Here is a 16,682-nt window from a genome sequence, read left to right as displayed (position 1 = left end):
GAACACGGAATGGAGGAACAGAAATGATTTTTCATGATTTGCCGAAAGCACAAGGTTTATATCATCCGGATTTTGAGCATGATGCTTGTGGAATTGGCTTATATGCTCATATAAAAGGAAAACAGACACATGACATTGTTACAAAAGGATTGAATATGCTTTGTAAGTTGGAACACCGCGGCGGCCAAGGAAGTGATCCAATGACTGGTGATGGTTCGGGGTTAATGGTGCAGATACCGGATCGATATTTTCGAAGAGTGTGCTCTGAATTTGAGCTGCCGCCTGCTGGAGAATATGCTGTAGGAATGATTTTTCTTACTCTGGATAACCAGGAGCAAAAGAAGGTAATGGAGCAGGTAAATACATTTATTGCGCAAGAAGGACAGCAGCTGATTGGCTGGAGAGATGTACCTGTTAACCCTGCTTGTATTGGAAAAGGCGCTGTGGATACATTGCCGGAAATGAAACAAGTATTTATTCGAGCGGATGCATCTGCTGATGAGTTGGATTTCGAGAGAAAGCTGTATGTTATTCGCAAACAAGCAGAGCACTGGGCAGAAGAAAAAGAGCTCCGTTTTTATGTACCGAGTCTATCCAGTACTACCATAGTTTATAAAGGATTACTGACACCGGAGCAGGTGAAAGGATTTTATTTAGACTTACAAGAAAAAGATTTTGTTTCTGCTTTTTCGCTTGTTCACTCCCGATTCAGTACAAATACGTTTCCATCCTGGGAACGGGCGCATCCAAACCGTTATTTAATTCATAATGGTGAAATAAATACATTACGAGGAAATGCGAACTGGATGCGGGCCAGAGAAAAACAATTTGTTTCGGATGTATTTGGTGATGATTTAGAAAAACTATTACCAATTATCTGCAGTGATGGCAGTGACTCGGCTACGCTGGATAATGCGCTGGAATTTTTAACGTTGGCAGGAAGAGATCTTGCTCATGCAGCCATGATGTTGATTCCTGAACCATGGGATAAAAATAATCATATGAATCAGGAAAGACGTGCTTTCTATCAATATCACAGTCTGATGATGGAGCCCTGGGACGGCCCGACATCCATCACATTTACAAACGGGAAACAAATTGGTGCTATTTTGGATAGAAATGGTTTACGTCCAGCGAGATATTACGTGACAAAAGATGATTATATTATTTATTCCTCTGAAGTTGGTGTCGTTGACGTAGAAGAAAGTAATGTTTTATTAAAAGAACGATTGAGTCCTGGGAAGATGCTGTTAGTAGATATAGAGAAAGGGAGAATCATTTCGGATGAGGAAATAAAATCTGCCATTACAACAGCACATCCTTATCAGGAATGGATAGAGGAACAAATAACGACATTGGAGCCGGAAGTAGATGAAAACATGGAAGTAGATCCATTATTGTTTTCTAAACAGAAAGCCTTTGGTTACACGCTGGAGGATATTGAAAAATATTTAATTCCATTAGTGCAAGACGGAAAAGACCCAATCGGCGCAATGGGAAATGATGCACCGTTAGCTGTTTTATCTGAGCGTCCGCAAAGTTTATTTAATTACTTTAAACAGCTCTTTGCCCAGGTTACCAATCCGCCAATTGATGCCTACCGGGAGCAACTGGTAACATCCATGCTGACATGGCTTGGCAGTGAAGGAGATGTTCTTCATCCGGAAGCTGAAAAGAAAAGATGTGTTCGGTTAGACTCCCCGATTTTATCAAATGTGCAGATGAAAAGGATTGAAAATAGCGAAATCGATGGATTAACAGCTGAAGTAATTGAAACGTTATTTACAGATAATTTGGAAGCTGCGCTGAGTGAAGTGTTTGCACAGGCAAAAGCTGCGATCTATAAAGGGAAAAATATTCTGGTATTAAGGGATACAGAAATGGATCAAATGCATAAAGCCATCCCTGCACTGCTGGCTGTCAGCGGTCTGCATCAATTTTTAATTCGTGAAGGTATCCGTACAAAAGTAAGTATTATTATCCAGTCAGGAGAAGCGCGTGAAGTGCATCATTTTGCAGCGATGCTCGGTTATGGGGTGGATGCGATTTACCCATATCTTGTGTATCAGACCTATCAACAGGCATTCGAAGACGATAAATTAGCTTTCAATCCACAAGAAGCACAAGCAAAATATATCGCAGTTGCGACAGAAGGAATTATCAAAGTAATGTCTAAAATTGGTATTTCAACTGTACAAAGCTACCGAGGTGCGCAAATTTTTGAAGCTGTCGGGATAAGCAAACAGGTGATTGAAGATTATTTTACCGGTACAGCTTCACAAATCGACGGAATTGGACTTGAGGTTATTCAACTGGAAACAGAAAAACGCCATCATGAAGGATACAAGGAAGTGATAAATGGGCTGCTAGATTCAGGCAGTGATTTTCAATGGCGAAAAACCGGTGAGCATCATGCCTTTAACCCTTCAACCATTTATAAGTTGCAATGGTCCTGCAGGCGGGGAGATTATAAACTATTCAAGCAATTTTCTAAAGAATCAAATGAAGCGCGTATTGGATTTTTAAGAAATTTATTTGACTTCAAAAAATCGAAATCTATCTCCATCGATGAAGTAGAACCGGTGGATACCATTGTTCAACGTTTTAAAACCGGTGCGATGTCCTTTGGCTCGATTAGTAAAGAAGCGCATGAAACATTGGCGATTGCGATGAATCGTCTCGGTGGTAAAAGTAACAGCGGAGAAGGTGGAGAGGATAAATCCCGCTTTACTCCTGATGCGAATGGAGATTTACGTGCCAGTGCAATTAAACAGGTGGCATCTGGACGCTTTGGTGTAACCAGCAATTATTTAGTCAATGCAAAAGAGCTGCAAATTAAAGTAGCTCAAGGAGCGAAACCTGGAGAAGGTGGTCAGCTGCCGGCTGAAAAAGTGTATCCATGGGTTGCGGATGTACGCGGTTCGACACCGGGGGTTGATTTAATTTCACCACCGCCGCATCACGATATTTATTCAATTGAAGATTTGGCGCAATTGATTCATGATTTGAAAAATGCGAATCGAAACGCAAGAGTAAGTGTTAAGCTTGTTGCTAAATCAGGCGTTGGAACGATTGCTGCCGGTGTTGCTAAAGGAAATGCAGATGTTATCTCCGTTGTCGGCTATGATGGCGGAACAGGCGCCTCGCCAAAAACTAGTATTAAGCATACCGGTCTCCCATGGGAATTAGGTTTGGCAGAAGCACATCAGACTTTAATGCTAAACGGGCTGAGAGATCGTGTTATTTTAGAAACGGATGGAAAACTATTAACAGGAAAAGACGTTGTAACAGCAGCCTTGCTTGGAGCAGAAGAATACGGTTTTGCTACAGCGCCTCTTGTTGTTGTCGGCTGCGTGATGATGCGTGTCTGTCATAAGGATACTTGTCCAGTCGGTGTTGCAACGCAAAATCCGGAACTTCGTAAAAAGTTTGCCGGAGATCCGGAGCATGTGGTGAACTATATGCGATTTATTGCTGAAGAGGTTCGTGAAATTATGGCGGAGCTTGGTTTCCGGTCGATGGATGAGATGATCGGGCGCACTGAATATCTGAAAAGATCAGCACGTGCTGATGCACATTGGAAAGCGAAGTATCTTGATTTATCCACTTTGGTTTACCAGCCGGAAGGGGAAAGAAGAAATACAACGCAGCAGGATCATAAGTTAGATCAATCTTTAGATATAAATGAAATCCTGCCTGCCGTTCAAGAATCACTGAAAACTGGTGAAGCAATGGAAGCGAGCTTCGCAATCCAAAATACGGATCGTGTTACGGGAACGATTGTCGGCAGTGAGCTTACTGCAAAATACGGAGAAGAAGGGTTGCCAGAGGATACAATTAATTTACATTTCACTGGATCAGCCGGCCAGAGCTTCGGTGCGTTTATCCCATCAGGTATGACAATGACCGTGACTGGAGATGCCAATGATTATGTTGGCAAAGGACTTTCTGGCGGTAAGGTGATTGTCCGAGCCTCAGAAGAGTCAACAATTAATCCTGGTCATAATGTTATCGCAGGAAATGTATCCTTCTATGGTGCAACAAGTGGAGAGGCTTATATCCAAGGTTGTGCAGGAGAACGCTTTGCTGTTAGAAACAGTGGTGCAAAAATTGTTGTAGAAGGCGTTGGGGATCATGGTTGTGAATATATGACCGGAGGCCGGGTTATTATCCTTGGCAACGTCGGCAAAAACTTTGCGGCCGGTATGTCAGGGGGGATTGCTTACGTGAGACCGGATGATAGTCTTTTGTTTCAGACCTTAACGAATACGGAACTGATTCAATTTGAAAAAATGACAGATCTGGAAGAACAAGAAGAAGTAAAAGAATCGCTTATAAATCATCTGGATTATACCAATAGTGAAAAAGCAGCAATTATATTAAAAAACTGGAAAGAAGAAGTGAAGAAATTTGTTAAAGTCATTCCGGTCGATTATAAATTAATGCTTCAGCAGATAGAGTGGTTTAAAGAAAAGGGTTTTAGTACGGAAGAGGCTCGTTATGAAGCGTTTATGGCAAAGAAAAATCATAAGATGACAGTGAGTCTGGATAAAAATGCTGTCATTAAAGAAGAGAAAGGAGCCGGAGTAAATGGGTAAAGCAACCGGATTTATGGAAATAGAAAGAAAAAAAGCCACAGAGCGTGACCCGCTTGAAAGAATAAAAGACTGGCAAGAGTACGCTGGCACCTTCTCTGATGATGCAGCAAGCTGGCAAGGTGCGCGTTGTATGGACTGCAGTATCCCTTTTTGTCATATCGGCATGGAAATAGAAGGCGCAACATCAGGTTGTCCTATTTATAACCTGATTCCGGAATGGAATGATCTTGTTTATAAAGGCAGATGGAGAGAAGCATTAGACAGATTAATGAAAACTAATAATTTTCCGGAATTTACCGGCAGGGTATGTCCTGCACCATGTGAAGGTTCGTGTACGGTAGCAATTAATGATCCTGCCGTAACGATAAAAAATATCGAGCAGAAAATTATTGATAAAGGGTTTGAAGAAGGCTGGATTGAACCGCGAATCCCGGTTGTACGGACAGGAAAAAAAGTGGCTGTTATCGGCTCGGGTCCAGCCGGGTTAGCGGCAGCGGATCAGCTGAATCAAGCGGGCCACGAGGTGACGATTTATGAACGGGCAGACCGTGCCGGTGGATTATTAACCTATGGCATTCCCAATATGAAGCTGGATAAAGGTATTGTGGAACGGCGTATCCAGCTGCTTCGTCAAGAGGGTGTCCGTTTTTTGTTAAATACAGAAGTAGGTAAAGATATTTCAGCAGAAGAAATCAAAGCAGATTTTGATGCTGTGATTCTTTGTACCGGTGCTCAGAAACATCGTGATTTGCCGCTGGAAGGGAAAGACAGCAAAGGAGTGCGTTTTGCAATGGATTACCTGACACGCTCAACCGAAAAATTGCTTGATGACGATGTGGAATTAGAGGAGGAGTTAAACGCAGATGGAAAAGACGTTATCGTCATCGGCGGCGGAGATACGGGTGCAGATTGTATTGCAACGGCAATCCGTCAAGGTGCAAAAAGTATTGTACAATTCGGAAAGCATCCACAATTGCCAATTAAACGGGCTGACAGTAACCAATGGCCTGCTTATCCGCAGATATTTAGCTTAGAATACGCACACAAAGAAGCAAAAGAAAAGTTTGGTGAGGACATCCGGGAATACTCCATTCAAACACAGAAATTTGTTACTGATGAACGGGGCAATTTAAAAGCGTTGCATACGATACAAATGGAAAAAAAGCAGGATGAAAATGGTGTTTTCTTTTTTGAAGAAATACCGGGAACGGAAAAAATATGGCCTGCTCAGCTGGTGTTGATTGCCATTGGATTTGAAGGAGGCGAAGAACCGGTTTTAGATGCTTTTGGAGTAAAAACGATGCGAAACCGCATACTTGCAGCATATGGAAAGTTTTTAACTACAGAAGAAAATGTATTTGCAGCCGGAGATGCCCGCAGAGGTCAGAGCCTAATTGTTTGGGCAATTAACGAGGGAAGAGAAGTCGCTTACCAGGTAGACACCTATTTAATGGGATCTACTTCACTGCCTACTGTTGCTGATATGTAAGTTTTACACAAGAAATAAACCCGGAGATATTTCAATCACCGGGTTTATTTCTTTTTTAGAATCATGAAAAATTATCGCTTTTTATTATTACATAGCCGGGGTTTTTGTCTTTTCTCCGTAAGATTCCAATAGAGAAGATTTTGTTTATAATTACTTAACTTTCGTACCTAAGAATAAGCATATATATCTTGCTATTTCAGTATGAACATATTCTCCATTACCATGCTTGCTTTTTAGTTAAATCAGCTTTTTTTGAACTAATGATAGTGCATAGCTCCGCTCCGGCCAACCACTCCGCTTTCCATGGGGACGGCTTCAGCTAACTTGAAAAGAAACCCGCTTTTCAAGTGGATCTTCAGCTCGCCCTGTTCCCATAGGAGTTATAATGAACGAAACTAGCCCCTGATTCGTCATAACGTAGGTTAATTCGGGTATAGAGTAGTAAGAAAGACTATCCCAAATCAGAGCTATTACACGAAAGGAGCTAGTAACATGCATTATAACACAAAATATGTAGGTTTAGATGTGTCGAAGAATAAAATTGCAGTAGCAGTAGCGGATGAGGGTCGTTCTTCAGCCAGATACGTAGGAAAGATCGATTACACCCTGGAAGCCATTAGAAAATGTATCAAAAAATTAGGGGAACCTGAACAACTGCACTTCTGTTATGAAGCCGGTCCCACAGGTTATGGATTGTATCGTATTTTGACCGGCATGGACATGACGTGTGAGGTGGTTGCCCCATCCCTCATCCCACAGAAGCCTGGCAGTCGTATCAAAACAGACAAAAGGGATGCATTGAACCTGGCTACGCTATTACGTGCCGGGGAATTAACACCTATTTATGTCCCAACGGAAGACGATGAGGCCTTACGTGATTTAGTTCGAGCCCGCGAAGATGTGAAGGAAGATGAATTACGTGCCAAACATCGCCTGTCGAAGTTTCTTTTGCGCCATGATATAAAAGAGCCAGCGGGCACCAAAAGATGGACGTTAAAATACTGGGAATGGTTACGTCAATTGACATTTTCCCGTGCTGCTTCGAGAGTGACTTTTCAAGAATATGTCCAGCAACTTCGAGAATATCAGCATCGGTTGGAACGACTGGAAGAAACAATCAAAGAAGAGGCGGAACATGGTGTGCACGCTCCACTAATTCAAAAACTCATGACCTTACGAGGCATTGCCGTCCTTACCGCTACCAGTTTGGTGGCAGAGATAAGTACGTTTGCTCGTTTTGTTCACCCCGGTGGTTTTATGTCATACATCGGTTTAGTACCAAGTGAAGGTTCCAGCGGGGACACACGCAAACAAGGAGCCATCACCAAAACGGGGAATCGCCATATTCGAAGGCAGTTAATTGAGGCAGCGTGGAGTTACCGGCACAAACCAACGATTGGTCGGGAGCTGGCAAAAAGGCAGAAAGGTCATTCATCGAATATATTAAGTATTTCTTGGAAGGCTCAACATCGGCTGCACAAAAAATACTGCCGTTTGATGGCACGAGGGAAAGAAAGTGGAAAAGCGATTACCGCCGTCGCCCGAGAATTAGCAGGCTTTATTTGGGCGATTGCACGGGAACCAGATGACAAGAAGAACGAGGCCATGTTATGACGATAGAGACAGCTAAAGGAAGCATCGTTACATCCTAGAAAGAAAAGAAGAAACGGGGAAAGAAGCATAGGGCTTGGAGGCAAAGATGAAAACCGTAGAGGATAACGCACGACGGAGACTTGTGCTAGCTATTCTGTAGTGAACGCACGCTAGGAGTTCGTGAAAGATCCTTTGACGGAACGATAAAATGTGACAACCCACGGATATCAGTATGCTCATCGGAGTAGAGATTTTTGCCTTCATGCCGTGTGCTTCTCTCCTCCTAATCCTGACAGGAAAGGAGATCATTTGCTTACCCTTGCGCAAGAAATAGCATTTACCAAAAAAGGGATGACCCTTAGCTTAAAGTTGCCTAAAAAAAGAAAACAGGAAAAGTTAGTGGGTGGATCTTGACAGTTTCGTTCATATCAGTCTCCATGGTTGGCCTCCGCTTAGTTAGAATTCTACAGCGAATGAAAGAAATAACATTCTGTTGGGGTGGACGAAATAGTATCTCTTTCGCTCGATGACACGATCATTCCGTTATTTCAAAGGGCTGGCTTAGCAGTTCGAATCATAACAGCAAGAATAATTAACATCAGGAATAGCTTTCATGCACAGAAAGTAATCTTGGCGGAACTTTTACCATGCAGCATAAAAAATATGTTCTGCCTGATCTACCTTTTATTTATTCAGCTATTCCACGTATAGAATACCTCACTAGCGGAGGCGGACCGTTTTGACTCCTGAGGGATCAGCACCATCTGAAGATCCACTTTTGCCAAGCGATCTTCTTGGCAAAAGTTAGCTGAAGAGCGTGCCCCTAGGAAAGCAAAACGGTCCGCCGCAGCGGTCACCTTACACTTTACCCTCTATTCTTTGTCTAATGAAGTTACTTTTTAATGAACGAATGCCGGGCAATGATAATAACGTGATTATTGTATAATAGATTATTTCAAACATGTTTATAGGCATCTGTCACCCCTTTTTAAATATTTGCGTATATTGTTAGTGAATAAGGGGTGATGGAGAATTGGCACAGGTAGAAGGGTATAAAAATGGTCGTATTAACATCATATTACATGAGAATACACAGCAACCCGGCAAGGAACTCCGCGTGAAAAAACAAAGACATTCGCCACTTGAAATGATCGATAAAGAATTTGCATCCTTTGTCGGCTTAGAGGAGCTAAAAACATCAATAAAAGAGATTTATGCAAGTATTCTTATCAATGAAAAAAGAAAGGAACAAGGATTAAAAAGCTCTAAACAGGTACTTCATATGTTATTTAAAGGAAACCCCGGCACAGGAAAGACGACGGTAGCCCGAAAACTGGCAAAGCTTTATCATGATATGAATGTGCTGTCCAAAGGGCAGTTTATTGAGGCGGAGCGTGCCGATTTAGTCGGAGAATACATCGGGCAGACAGCACAAAAAACAAGAGCGGTTATCCAAAAAGCGATGGGCGGTATTTTATTTATTGATGAAGCTTACTCTTTATCGCGTGGCGGGGAAAAAGATTTCGGGAAAGAGGCGATCGATCTGCTTGTAAAACATATGGAAGACGGGCGGGAAGATATGGTTCTTATTCTTGCCGGTTATCCGCGTGAAATGGATCGTTTTCTTTCCATGAATCCTGGGCTTGAGTCCCGCTTTCCATTTATTTTAGACTTCGATGATTACTCTGTGGATGAATTATTGAATATAGGAAACCGCATGCTGGGGGAAAGACAGTATCAATTATCAAAATCGGCGGAATGGAAGCTCCGCAATCATTTGGCAAGAAAATTACGGGAAGAGACTTTTAATTTTTCGAATGCAAGATATGTACGAAACATCATAGAAAAGGCAATCCGTATGCAGGCAGTCCGTTTGCTTACCTCGGAACAGATTATATCCAAAGATTTAATTGTTTTAACGGAGGAGGATTTGTTGCTAGAATAGAAATAACGGGTAAGATAAAAGATAAGAATAATTTTAAAGGATATCTAAGAAAGAGGTAAACTATGACAGCAGAAAACGTGTTAGTAATTGCGGTTAACCAAAACGAAAAATCAGAACGCCAATTCCAGTCTTCTTTAGATGAACTTATTTCTCTATGTAAAACGGCTGGAGGTCAGGTGCAGCATGTTGTTACACAAAACCGGGAACGCATCCATCCGGCTACTTATATCGGGGAAGGGAAGCTTCAGGAAGTGAGCCGGACAGTTGATGCATCGGAAATTGATTTAGTGGTGGCGAATAATGAATTATCTGCCGGTCAGGTCCGTAATCTGGCAGATACATTGGATGTCCGTGTTCTGGACCGGAGCCAATTAATATTGGATATTTTTGCAATGCGTGCACAAACGAAGGAAGGGAAGCTCCAAGTGGAACTAGCTCAATTGGAGTATTTGCTTCCTCGTTTGCATGGACAAGGTGCAAATCTATCCAGACTTGGAGGAGGAATTGGAACAAGAGGTCCGGGAGAAACAAAATTAGAAACGGACCGCCGGCATATTGAAAGAAGAATCTACGACATCAAACGCCGGTTACAATTAGTTGTGAAGCAGCGTGATCAATACCGGAAACGCAGACGGTCCAATGATATTTTCCAAATAGCCATTGTTGGTTATACGAATGCTGGAAAATCTACCATATTTAACAGACTGACAAATAGCCATTCATTAGAAGAAGATCAATTATTTGCGACACTTGATCCACTCACACGCCGTATTCAGTTTCCGAGCGGGTTAAAGAGTTTAGTAACGGATACAGTTGGGTTTATTCAAGATCTTCCAACATCGCTTATTGCCGCATTTAAATCAACTTTAGAGGAAGTGACAGAAGCAGATTTTCTCCTGCATGTGGTAGATATTTCCGATCCGGATTTATTACAACAACAGGACACTGTCCGAAAATTGTTAAATGAATTAGAGGCTGGCCACATCCCTGTATTAACCGTGTATAATAAAAAGGATCAGTTGGAAGCTGATTTCTTTTTGGCGAATCAATTCCCTAATATTCAAATTAGTGCCTTAGAGGAAGAAAATTTACAATCATTATTAATAAAAGTAGAAGAAGTATTAAAAGAGGAATGGGATTTATTTGACATTGTTTTAGATTCGAGTAAAGGAGATTTATTATATCAGCTTCAGTCAGCTGCGTTAATAGTAAAAAAAGAGTTAATCGAAGAAACAAATCAATTTCATATCCAAGGCTATGTCAGAAAAAAACATCCCTTTCACCGTTTTGTAGAGGAGAAGTAAAAAATGCAACCAGATTCACTTATTTTAAAAGCAGAAAAAGATTGTTTAGAAGGTCATCAGTATATTCAAGGAATTGTAGAGGAGAATCAAAAACGTGTGCTGGAAGCATTCAGAGAGCATCGAATCAGTGATTCCCATTTACAAGGAACGACAGGCTATGGCTACGATGATTTAGGCAGGGACGGTTTAGAAGCTGTATTTGCGCATGTATTTGGTGGAGAGGACGCGGTCGTGCGTCCCCAAATTGTTTCGGGAACACATGCAATTACAACAGCTCTTTTTGGTGTGCTGCGCCCCAATGACGAATTAGTGTATATTACAGGACACCCATATGACACCTTGGAAGAGGTAATTGGAAAGCCTGGAAAAGAAGAGGGAGCGCTTTCCGATTTTCGAATTGGTTATCGTGAGATTGCTTTAAAGGAAACAGGAGAAGTTGATTTTGAAGAAATAAAGAGAAGTTGGACAGAAGAAACAAAAGTAATTGCAATCCAACGATCAAAAGGTTATGGAGCAAGACCTTCTTTTACGATTAATGAGATCAAAGAAATGGTTGATTTTGTAAAACAAATAGATCCGTCTGTCATTGTATTTGTTGATAATTGCTACGGGGAATTTACGGAAACCAAAGAACCATTACATATTGGAGCAGATTTAATTGCTGGGTCACTCATTAAAAATCCTGGTGGCGGGTTAGTTCGAGCAGGCGGATATATTGCAGGGCGTCAAGATTTAATCCATTTATGTGCGAATCGTCTGACAGCTCCAGGTCTTGGTAAAGAAACCGGGGCTTCTCTTGGGGTGCTTCAAGAAATGTATCAGGGTTTCTTTATGGCGCCTCATACTGTAGGGGAAGCTTTAAAAGGAGCACTTTTTACGGCTAGATTTTTAGAGTTAGCCGGATTCCAAACCTCTCCATCCTATCAAGAAAAAAGAACAGATCTAATTCAAACGGTTACGTTTAATAAATCTGAAGAGATGATTGCTTTTTGCCAGTCCATTCAAGAAAGTTCACCGATCAATTCGTATGTAAAACCATATCCGAGTGAAATGCCGGGATATGAGGACCAGGTTATTATGGCTGCTGGAACATTTATCCAAGGGGCAAGTATCGAATTATCTGCTGACGGACCCATTCGACCTCCATATACAGCTTACGTTCAAGGTGGTTTAACATATACGCACGTTAAAATTGCGATTGTAGAAGCTGTGAAATCATTGAAAAGTCAAGGTTTTATTTCTTGAAAAAAGGGTAAGCATTAATAACGCATCATTTAAGTGTTAAAAAACCTGACATATAATTGACAATAAAACTAACATCAATTATACTGAATGTATCATAATAAGAAGGGGGTCATCTTTTGAATGATAAAGACCGTCGTTCAATGCCCTTATTCTCAATAGGTATAGTAATGAAATTAACTGAACTGACCGCGAGGCAAATTCGTTATTATGAAGCGAACGATTTAATTGCTCCAGAGCGGACAAAAGGAAATCAGCGTCTTTTTTCATTTAATGATGTGGACAGGCTGCTTCAAATTAAAGATCTTTTAGACAAAGGCTTGAATATGGCAGGGATTAAAATTCTGCTGGATGAAGAAGAAAAAGAAATGGAAACAGAAGAAGTATCGAAAAAAGCGAAAAAAACTCCAGCTAATTTGTCTGACAAGGAACTGAGAGACATTCTAAAAAGCGAATTAAATGAAGCAGGCAGATACGGTAAAGCAAGCATGAGACAAGGGGAACTGGCACGTTTCTTTGCAAAACGTTAACACCGTATCAAAATGAATTGCCGCTGGGCTATTCATGTAGTGCAGACTTTCTTTTGATGCGATTAAAGATTTCTAGGAGGAGAACACATGGCTAAAAAGTTAACCAGAGAAAAAATCATAAAACAGATTGAGGAGGAAAATGTACGTTTTATTCGTCTGCAATTTACCGATATGCTCGGAACCATTAAAAACGTTGAAATTCCTTTAAGTCAATTAGATAAAGCGTTAGATAATAAAATGGCTTTTGATGGATCCAGTATCGAAGGGTTTGTACGTATCGAAGAATCAGATATGTTCTTATACCCGGATTTGGATACATTTATTGTTTTTCCTTGGACCTCTGAAAAAGGAAAAGTAGCCCGTTTTATCTGTGATATTTATAATCCGGACGGCACTCCTTTCGCAGGCTGCCCGCGTTATAATTTAAAACGCAACCTGGAAAAAATGGAGAAGTTTGGGTTTGATGCATTTAATATTGGTGCAGAGCCGGAGTTCTTCTTATTTAAACTTGATGAAAACAGAGAGCCTACACTGGAATTGAATGACCATGGCGGTTACTTTGATTTAGCTCCTACAGATTTAGGGGAAAATTGCCGGCGCGATATTGTTTTAGAGCTTGAAGAGATGGGTTTTGAAATTGAGGCTTCCCACCATGAGGTTGCACCTGGACAGCATGAAATTGATTTTAAATATTCAGATGCATTAAAGCATGCAGATGATATTCAAACATTTAAATTAGTTGTAAAAACAATTGCCAGAAAGCATAACCTGCATGCTACATTTATGCCGAAACCTTTATTCGGAGTAAACGGCTCCGGGATGCATGTTAACATGTCACTTTTCTCTGGAAAAGAAAATAGATTCTATGACACGAAAGGCGAGCTGGAATTAAGTCAAGCAGCCTATCAGTTTATCGCAGGTATTGTGGATCATGCAGTCAACTTTACTGCAATAACAAACCCTACAGTCAACTCTTATAAACGTTTGGTGCCCGGTTACGAAGCTCCTAGCTACGTAGCATGGTCAGCATCAAACCGGAGTCCGCTTGTACGTATTCCGAGCTCCCGCGGATTAAGCACACGTGTCGAAGTCCGCAGTGTAGATCCGGCAGCTAATCCATACATGGCATTATCTGTACTATTAGCTTCCGGTTTAGATGGAATTAAAAGAGAATTAGCTGTTCCGGAGTCTGTGGACCGCAATATTTATGTAATGAACAAAAAAGAGCGTGAAGAAAACGGGGTTAAAGATCTCCCATCTACTCTTAAAGAAGCGATGGACTACCTGGAACAGGATGAAGTGCTCGTAGAATCGTTAGGAGAGCATTTATTTGAGCATTTTATTGAAGCTAAGGAAATCGAGTGGGATATGTTCCGCACAACTGTGCATCCATGGGAGCGCGAGCAATATCTAACGAACTATTAAGCGATGTGGGTTAGGTTTTAAATTTATCGCAACTGACTGAAGGTTACAAAGGCGTTGTCTTAGACATTAGCACTAGTACATCCATATGCGTCGAAAACTTCCGCTTCCGGAAGTTTCTCTTCACAGTGAATAAAGATTGTGTGTTATGAAAAATACCCGTCAATTAAATACCTGATCTTATAAGCTACTGTGTAAGTAGGATAAATACTTACACAGTAGCTTATTTGCGTAATAAGGGAGAAGTTTTTAATTAATATTTCTTAACGGGTTTACGCTTATTCCTGCGATATAGAATGAATCCGATTCCGGCCAGAATAGGTGTGGCAATTGAAATGATAATAATGAATCGGTTTTTTGTATGATCAGAAAAATGAGAGGTCATATAAATAGTTTCTAAACCACCGCCTTGACATTGTACACGATCAAATATAGCAGTTTCCTCTCTGTCATTGGTAAAGAGATGCGTCATTTCTGCATCTAAGATAGTTGTTTCTGTATTTTTGGGATTTAAAGGAATTTCCTCGCCTTCATTTGCTGTAATACAGCGTACATCACTTACATTTGTAGTAGCAGGATAAGCCCAAATTTCAGCTGTTTTACTACGATGGTGTGTCGGTGAAAAGGTTTCATTTGCTTCAATTTCACTTTTTGCTAATTCTCCAGGAAAAGCTGCCTTTTGATGAACAACCCATATAGCCATCGGACCAACAATGATAAAAAGTATGCAAGATATTGCAAGCAAAGTGGTGACTTTTTTTGCATTCTTCATATATATAACAACCTTTCTGCTGATGGATAGCTATTATACGTTTCAAATCGGTATTAGTTTCATAAAGTGAAAGTTGTTTCTGTAGGAGAGGTCGTGATTATATTATCTTACGGTATGAAAGGAGAATTAGAAAAATTGTTTTAAGGTGCTTTAATGAAGCCTTCTACTTATAGGGCTAGGACCGCACTTACTCGTCCTGGCGAAAACAGATCAAAAGAAAAAGCATCGAATAGAAACAGGTAATCCACCTGCATTCGATGCTTATTACTTATTGATGCCCTCTTGCTGATACACAAGGGAATTTTAAGTTAGATTCATCTTCTGTAAAAAATTCTTTGTATAAAGATTGAATAGCTTTTTCCAGGTCAACCGCGTGAATACCGAACATCATAGATACTTCAGAAGAGCCCTGGTTAATCATATCAATATTAACACCAGCTTTAGCAAAAGATGCGGTAGCTTTAGCGGCAACTCCGATCGTATTCTCTAAACCTTCACCGACAACCATAACGACAGCCAAATCGCGATGAACACTTACCGTGTCCACATTTAGTTCATTGCGAATCCGATCAATAACTATTTTTTCTTTTTCCGGAGTGAATTGATGATCTCTAAAAATAACAGACATATCATCGATTCCAGAAGGTGTATGCTCAAAGGAGATACCTTCATCCTCGAATATATTTAAAAGCTTTCGTCCAAAACCAACTTCCCGGTTCATTAAGAATTTACTTACATATAAACTGCAGAATCCGTCATCACTGGCAATACCGACAACGCATTGCTCTGTTGCATCTCTTTCTGAAACGACCATGGTTCCAGAAGCATCCGGGTTATTCGTATTTTTGATGCAAACAGGAATTTGTTCTTTAAATGCAGGAATCAGTGCTTCATCATGAAAAACCGAAAAACCGGCATAAGAAAGCTCCCGCATTTCCTTATAAGTTAATACATTAATATCTTTTGGGTTTTTTACGAAATTTGGATTTACAGCAAAAACAGAATCAACATCTGTGAAATTTTCATACAGGCTTGCTTTGGTACCGGCAGCCAGAATAGCTCCAGTAATATCCGATCCGCCCCGTGAAAATGTTACTAAATCATCATCAGCGGAATAACCAAAGAAACCGGGAACGACAGAAACGTCATTACGATCTCTGAGTTTATAAATCATAGGAAAGCTTTCAGGTAGTAATTGAGCATTTCCGGGCTCATTGCTGACAAAAATACCTGCTTCTTTTGGATTAACATAGCTTGCATTCAAACCTAAACGCTTTAAATAAGCACTAACGATTTTCGCAGAACTGTCTTCACCAATCGATTTTAAAGCATCAAGCTGCGCCATCGGTGATATATCAAACTGAAGATATTTTTCAATCGTTTGCTGAATATCTTCTAAAATAGCATGGTCAAGGTCTAAATCATCAATTATTTCTTGAAATCTGCCCATGATATTTTCTAAATGCAAATCGTAATCTTGATTTTGCTGTCTGGCATAACAAAGCTCGATTAATAAATCAGTCATTTTTACATCATCTGAGAAACGTTTTCCTGGTGCAGATACGACCACAACTTTCCGGGAGGAATCAGACTTAATGATATTCGCTACCTTTTTAATTTGAGTTGCGTTTGCTACAGAACTTCCTCCAAATTTTGCTACTTTCATTTACATGATACCCCATTTCAAAATTCCCACAATAAGTAAGCTGTTTAATTACGAAGACTTTTAGTGCGTGGTATTTTATTTTTACTAATATAACATATTTTCTGTTAAATTAAAGAGAAAA

The 16,682-nt window shown here is 40.6% G+C and carries 10 protein-coding genes; 8 read left to right on the top strand and 2 right to left on the bottom strand.

Annotated elements, in window-relative coordinates:
* Positions 1–23 precede the first annotated feature (23 nt).
* From gltB to glnA, 8 genes are all read left to right on the top strand, one after another.
* Complete coding sequence (gene gltB / locus BN986_RS15120) at positions 24–4,598, top strand: glutamate synthase large subunit (RefSeq protein ID WP_040981570.1); 4,575 nt, start codon at positions 24–26, stop codon at positions 4,596–4,598.
* Entirely contained in the window at positions 4,591–6,087 is a 1,497-nt protein-coding gene (locus tag BN986_RS15115) for a glutamate synthase subunit beta (RefSeq protein ID WP_040981568.1), read from the top strand. Before gltB ends, BN986_RS15115 begins: the two co-directional genes overlap by 8 nt.
* 492 nt (positions 6,088–6,579) lie before the next feature.
* Positions 6,580–7,701: an IS110 family RNA-guided transposase gene (locus BN986_RS15110; protein WP_040981566.1), complete on the top strand. Its 1,122-nt coding sequence runs from the start codon at positions 6,580–6,582 to the stop codon at positions 7,699–7,701.
* Between the two features lie 1,012 nt (positions 7,702–8,713).
* Positions 8,714–9,625: a stage V sporulation protein K gene (gene spoVK, locus BN986_RS15105; RefSeq protein WP_040981563.1), complete on the top strand. Its 912-nt coding sequence runs from the start codon at positions 8,714–8,716 to the stop codon at positions 9,623–9,625.
* A gap of 62 nt (positions 9,626–9,687) precedes the next feature.
* Positions 9,688–10,929, top strand: coding sequence for a GTPase HflX (hflX, locus tag BN986_RS15100; RefSeq protein WP_040981562.1), 1,242 nt, complete (start codon positions 9,688–9,690; stop codon positions 10,927–10,929).
* A gap of 3 nt (positions 10,930–10,932) precedes the next feature.
* Positions 10,933–12,174 carry a methionine gamma-lyase family protein gene (locus BN986_RS15095; protein WP_040981560.1) on the top strand — a complete coding sequence of 414 codons (1,242 nt, stop codon included), beginning with the start codon at positions 10,933–10,935 and terminating at the stop codon, positions 12,172–12,174.
* Positions 12,175–12,290: 116 nt separating this feature from the next.
* Positions 12,291–12,701 carry a MerR family transcriptional regulator gene (locus BN986_RS15090; protein ID WP_040981558.1) on the top strand — a complete coding sequence of 137 codons (411 nt, stop codon included), beginning with the start codon at positions 12,291–12,293 and terminating at the stop codon, positions 12,699–12,701.
* An 87-nt stretch (positions 12,702–12,788) separates the two neighbouring features.
* Entirely contained in the window at positions 12,789–14,126 is a 1,338-nt protein-coding gene (gene glnA / locus BN986_RS15085; RefSeq protein ID WP_040981556.1) for a type I glutamate--ammonia ligase, read from the top strand.
* Positions 14,127–14,376: 250 nt separating this feature from the next.
* Here the strand turns inward: glnA and BN986_RS15080 are convergent, their stop codons facing one another.
* Both BN986_RS15080 and BN986_RS15075 read right to left on the bottom strand, forming a co-directional pair.
* Positions 14,377–14,895, bottom strand: coding sequence for a hypothetical protein (locus BN986_RS15080; protein WP_040981554.1), 519 nt, complete (start codon positions 14,893–14,895; stop codon positions 14,377–14,379).
* 268 nt (positions 14,896–15,163) lie between these two features.
* The gene (locus BN986_RS15075) at positions 15,164–16,561 is read right to left on the bottom strand and encodes an aspartate kinase (protein WP_040981552.1); all 1,398 of its coding nucleotides are present in this window, start codon (positions 16,559–16,561) and stop codon (positions 15,164–15,166) included.
* Positions 16,562–16,682 lie beyond the last annotated feature (121 nt).

Source organism: Oceanobacillus jeddahensis (assembly GCF_000750635.1).
Lineage (GTDB): Bacteria > Bacillota > Bacilli > Bacillales > Amphibacillaceae > Oceanobacillus > Oceanobacillus jeddahense.
Note: the sequence above shows the minus strand (reverse complement) of the source record. Positions and strands in the feature narration are given on the sequence as shown.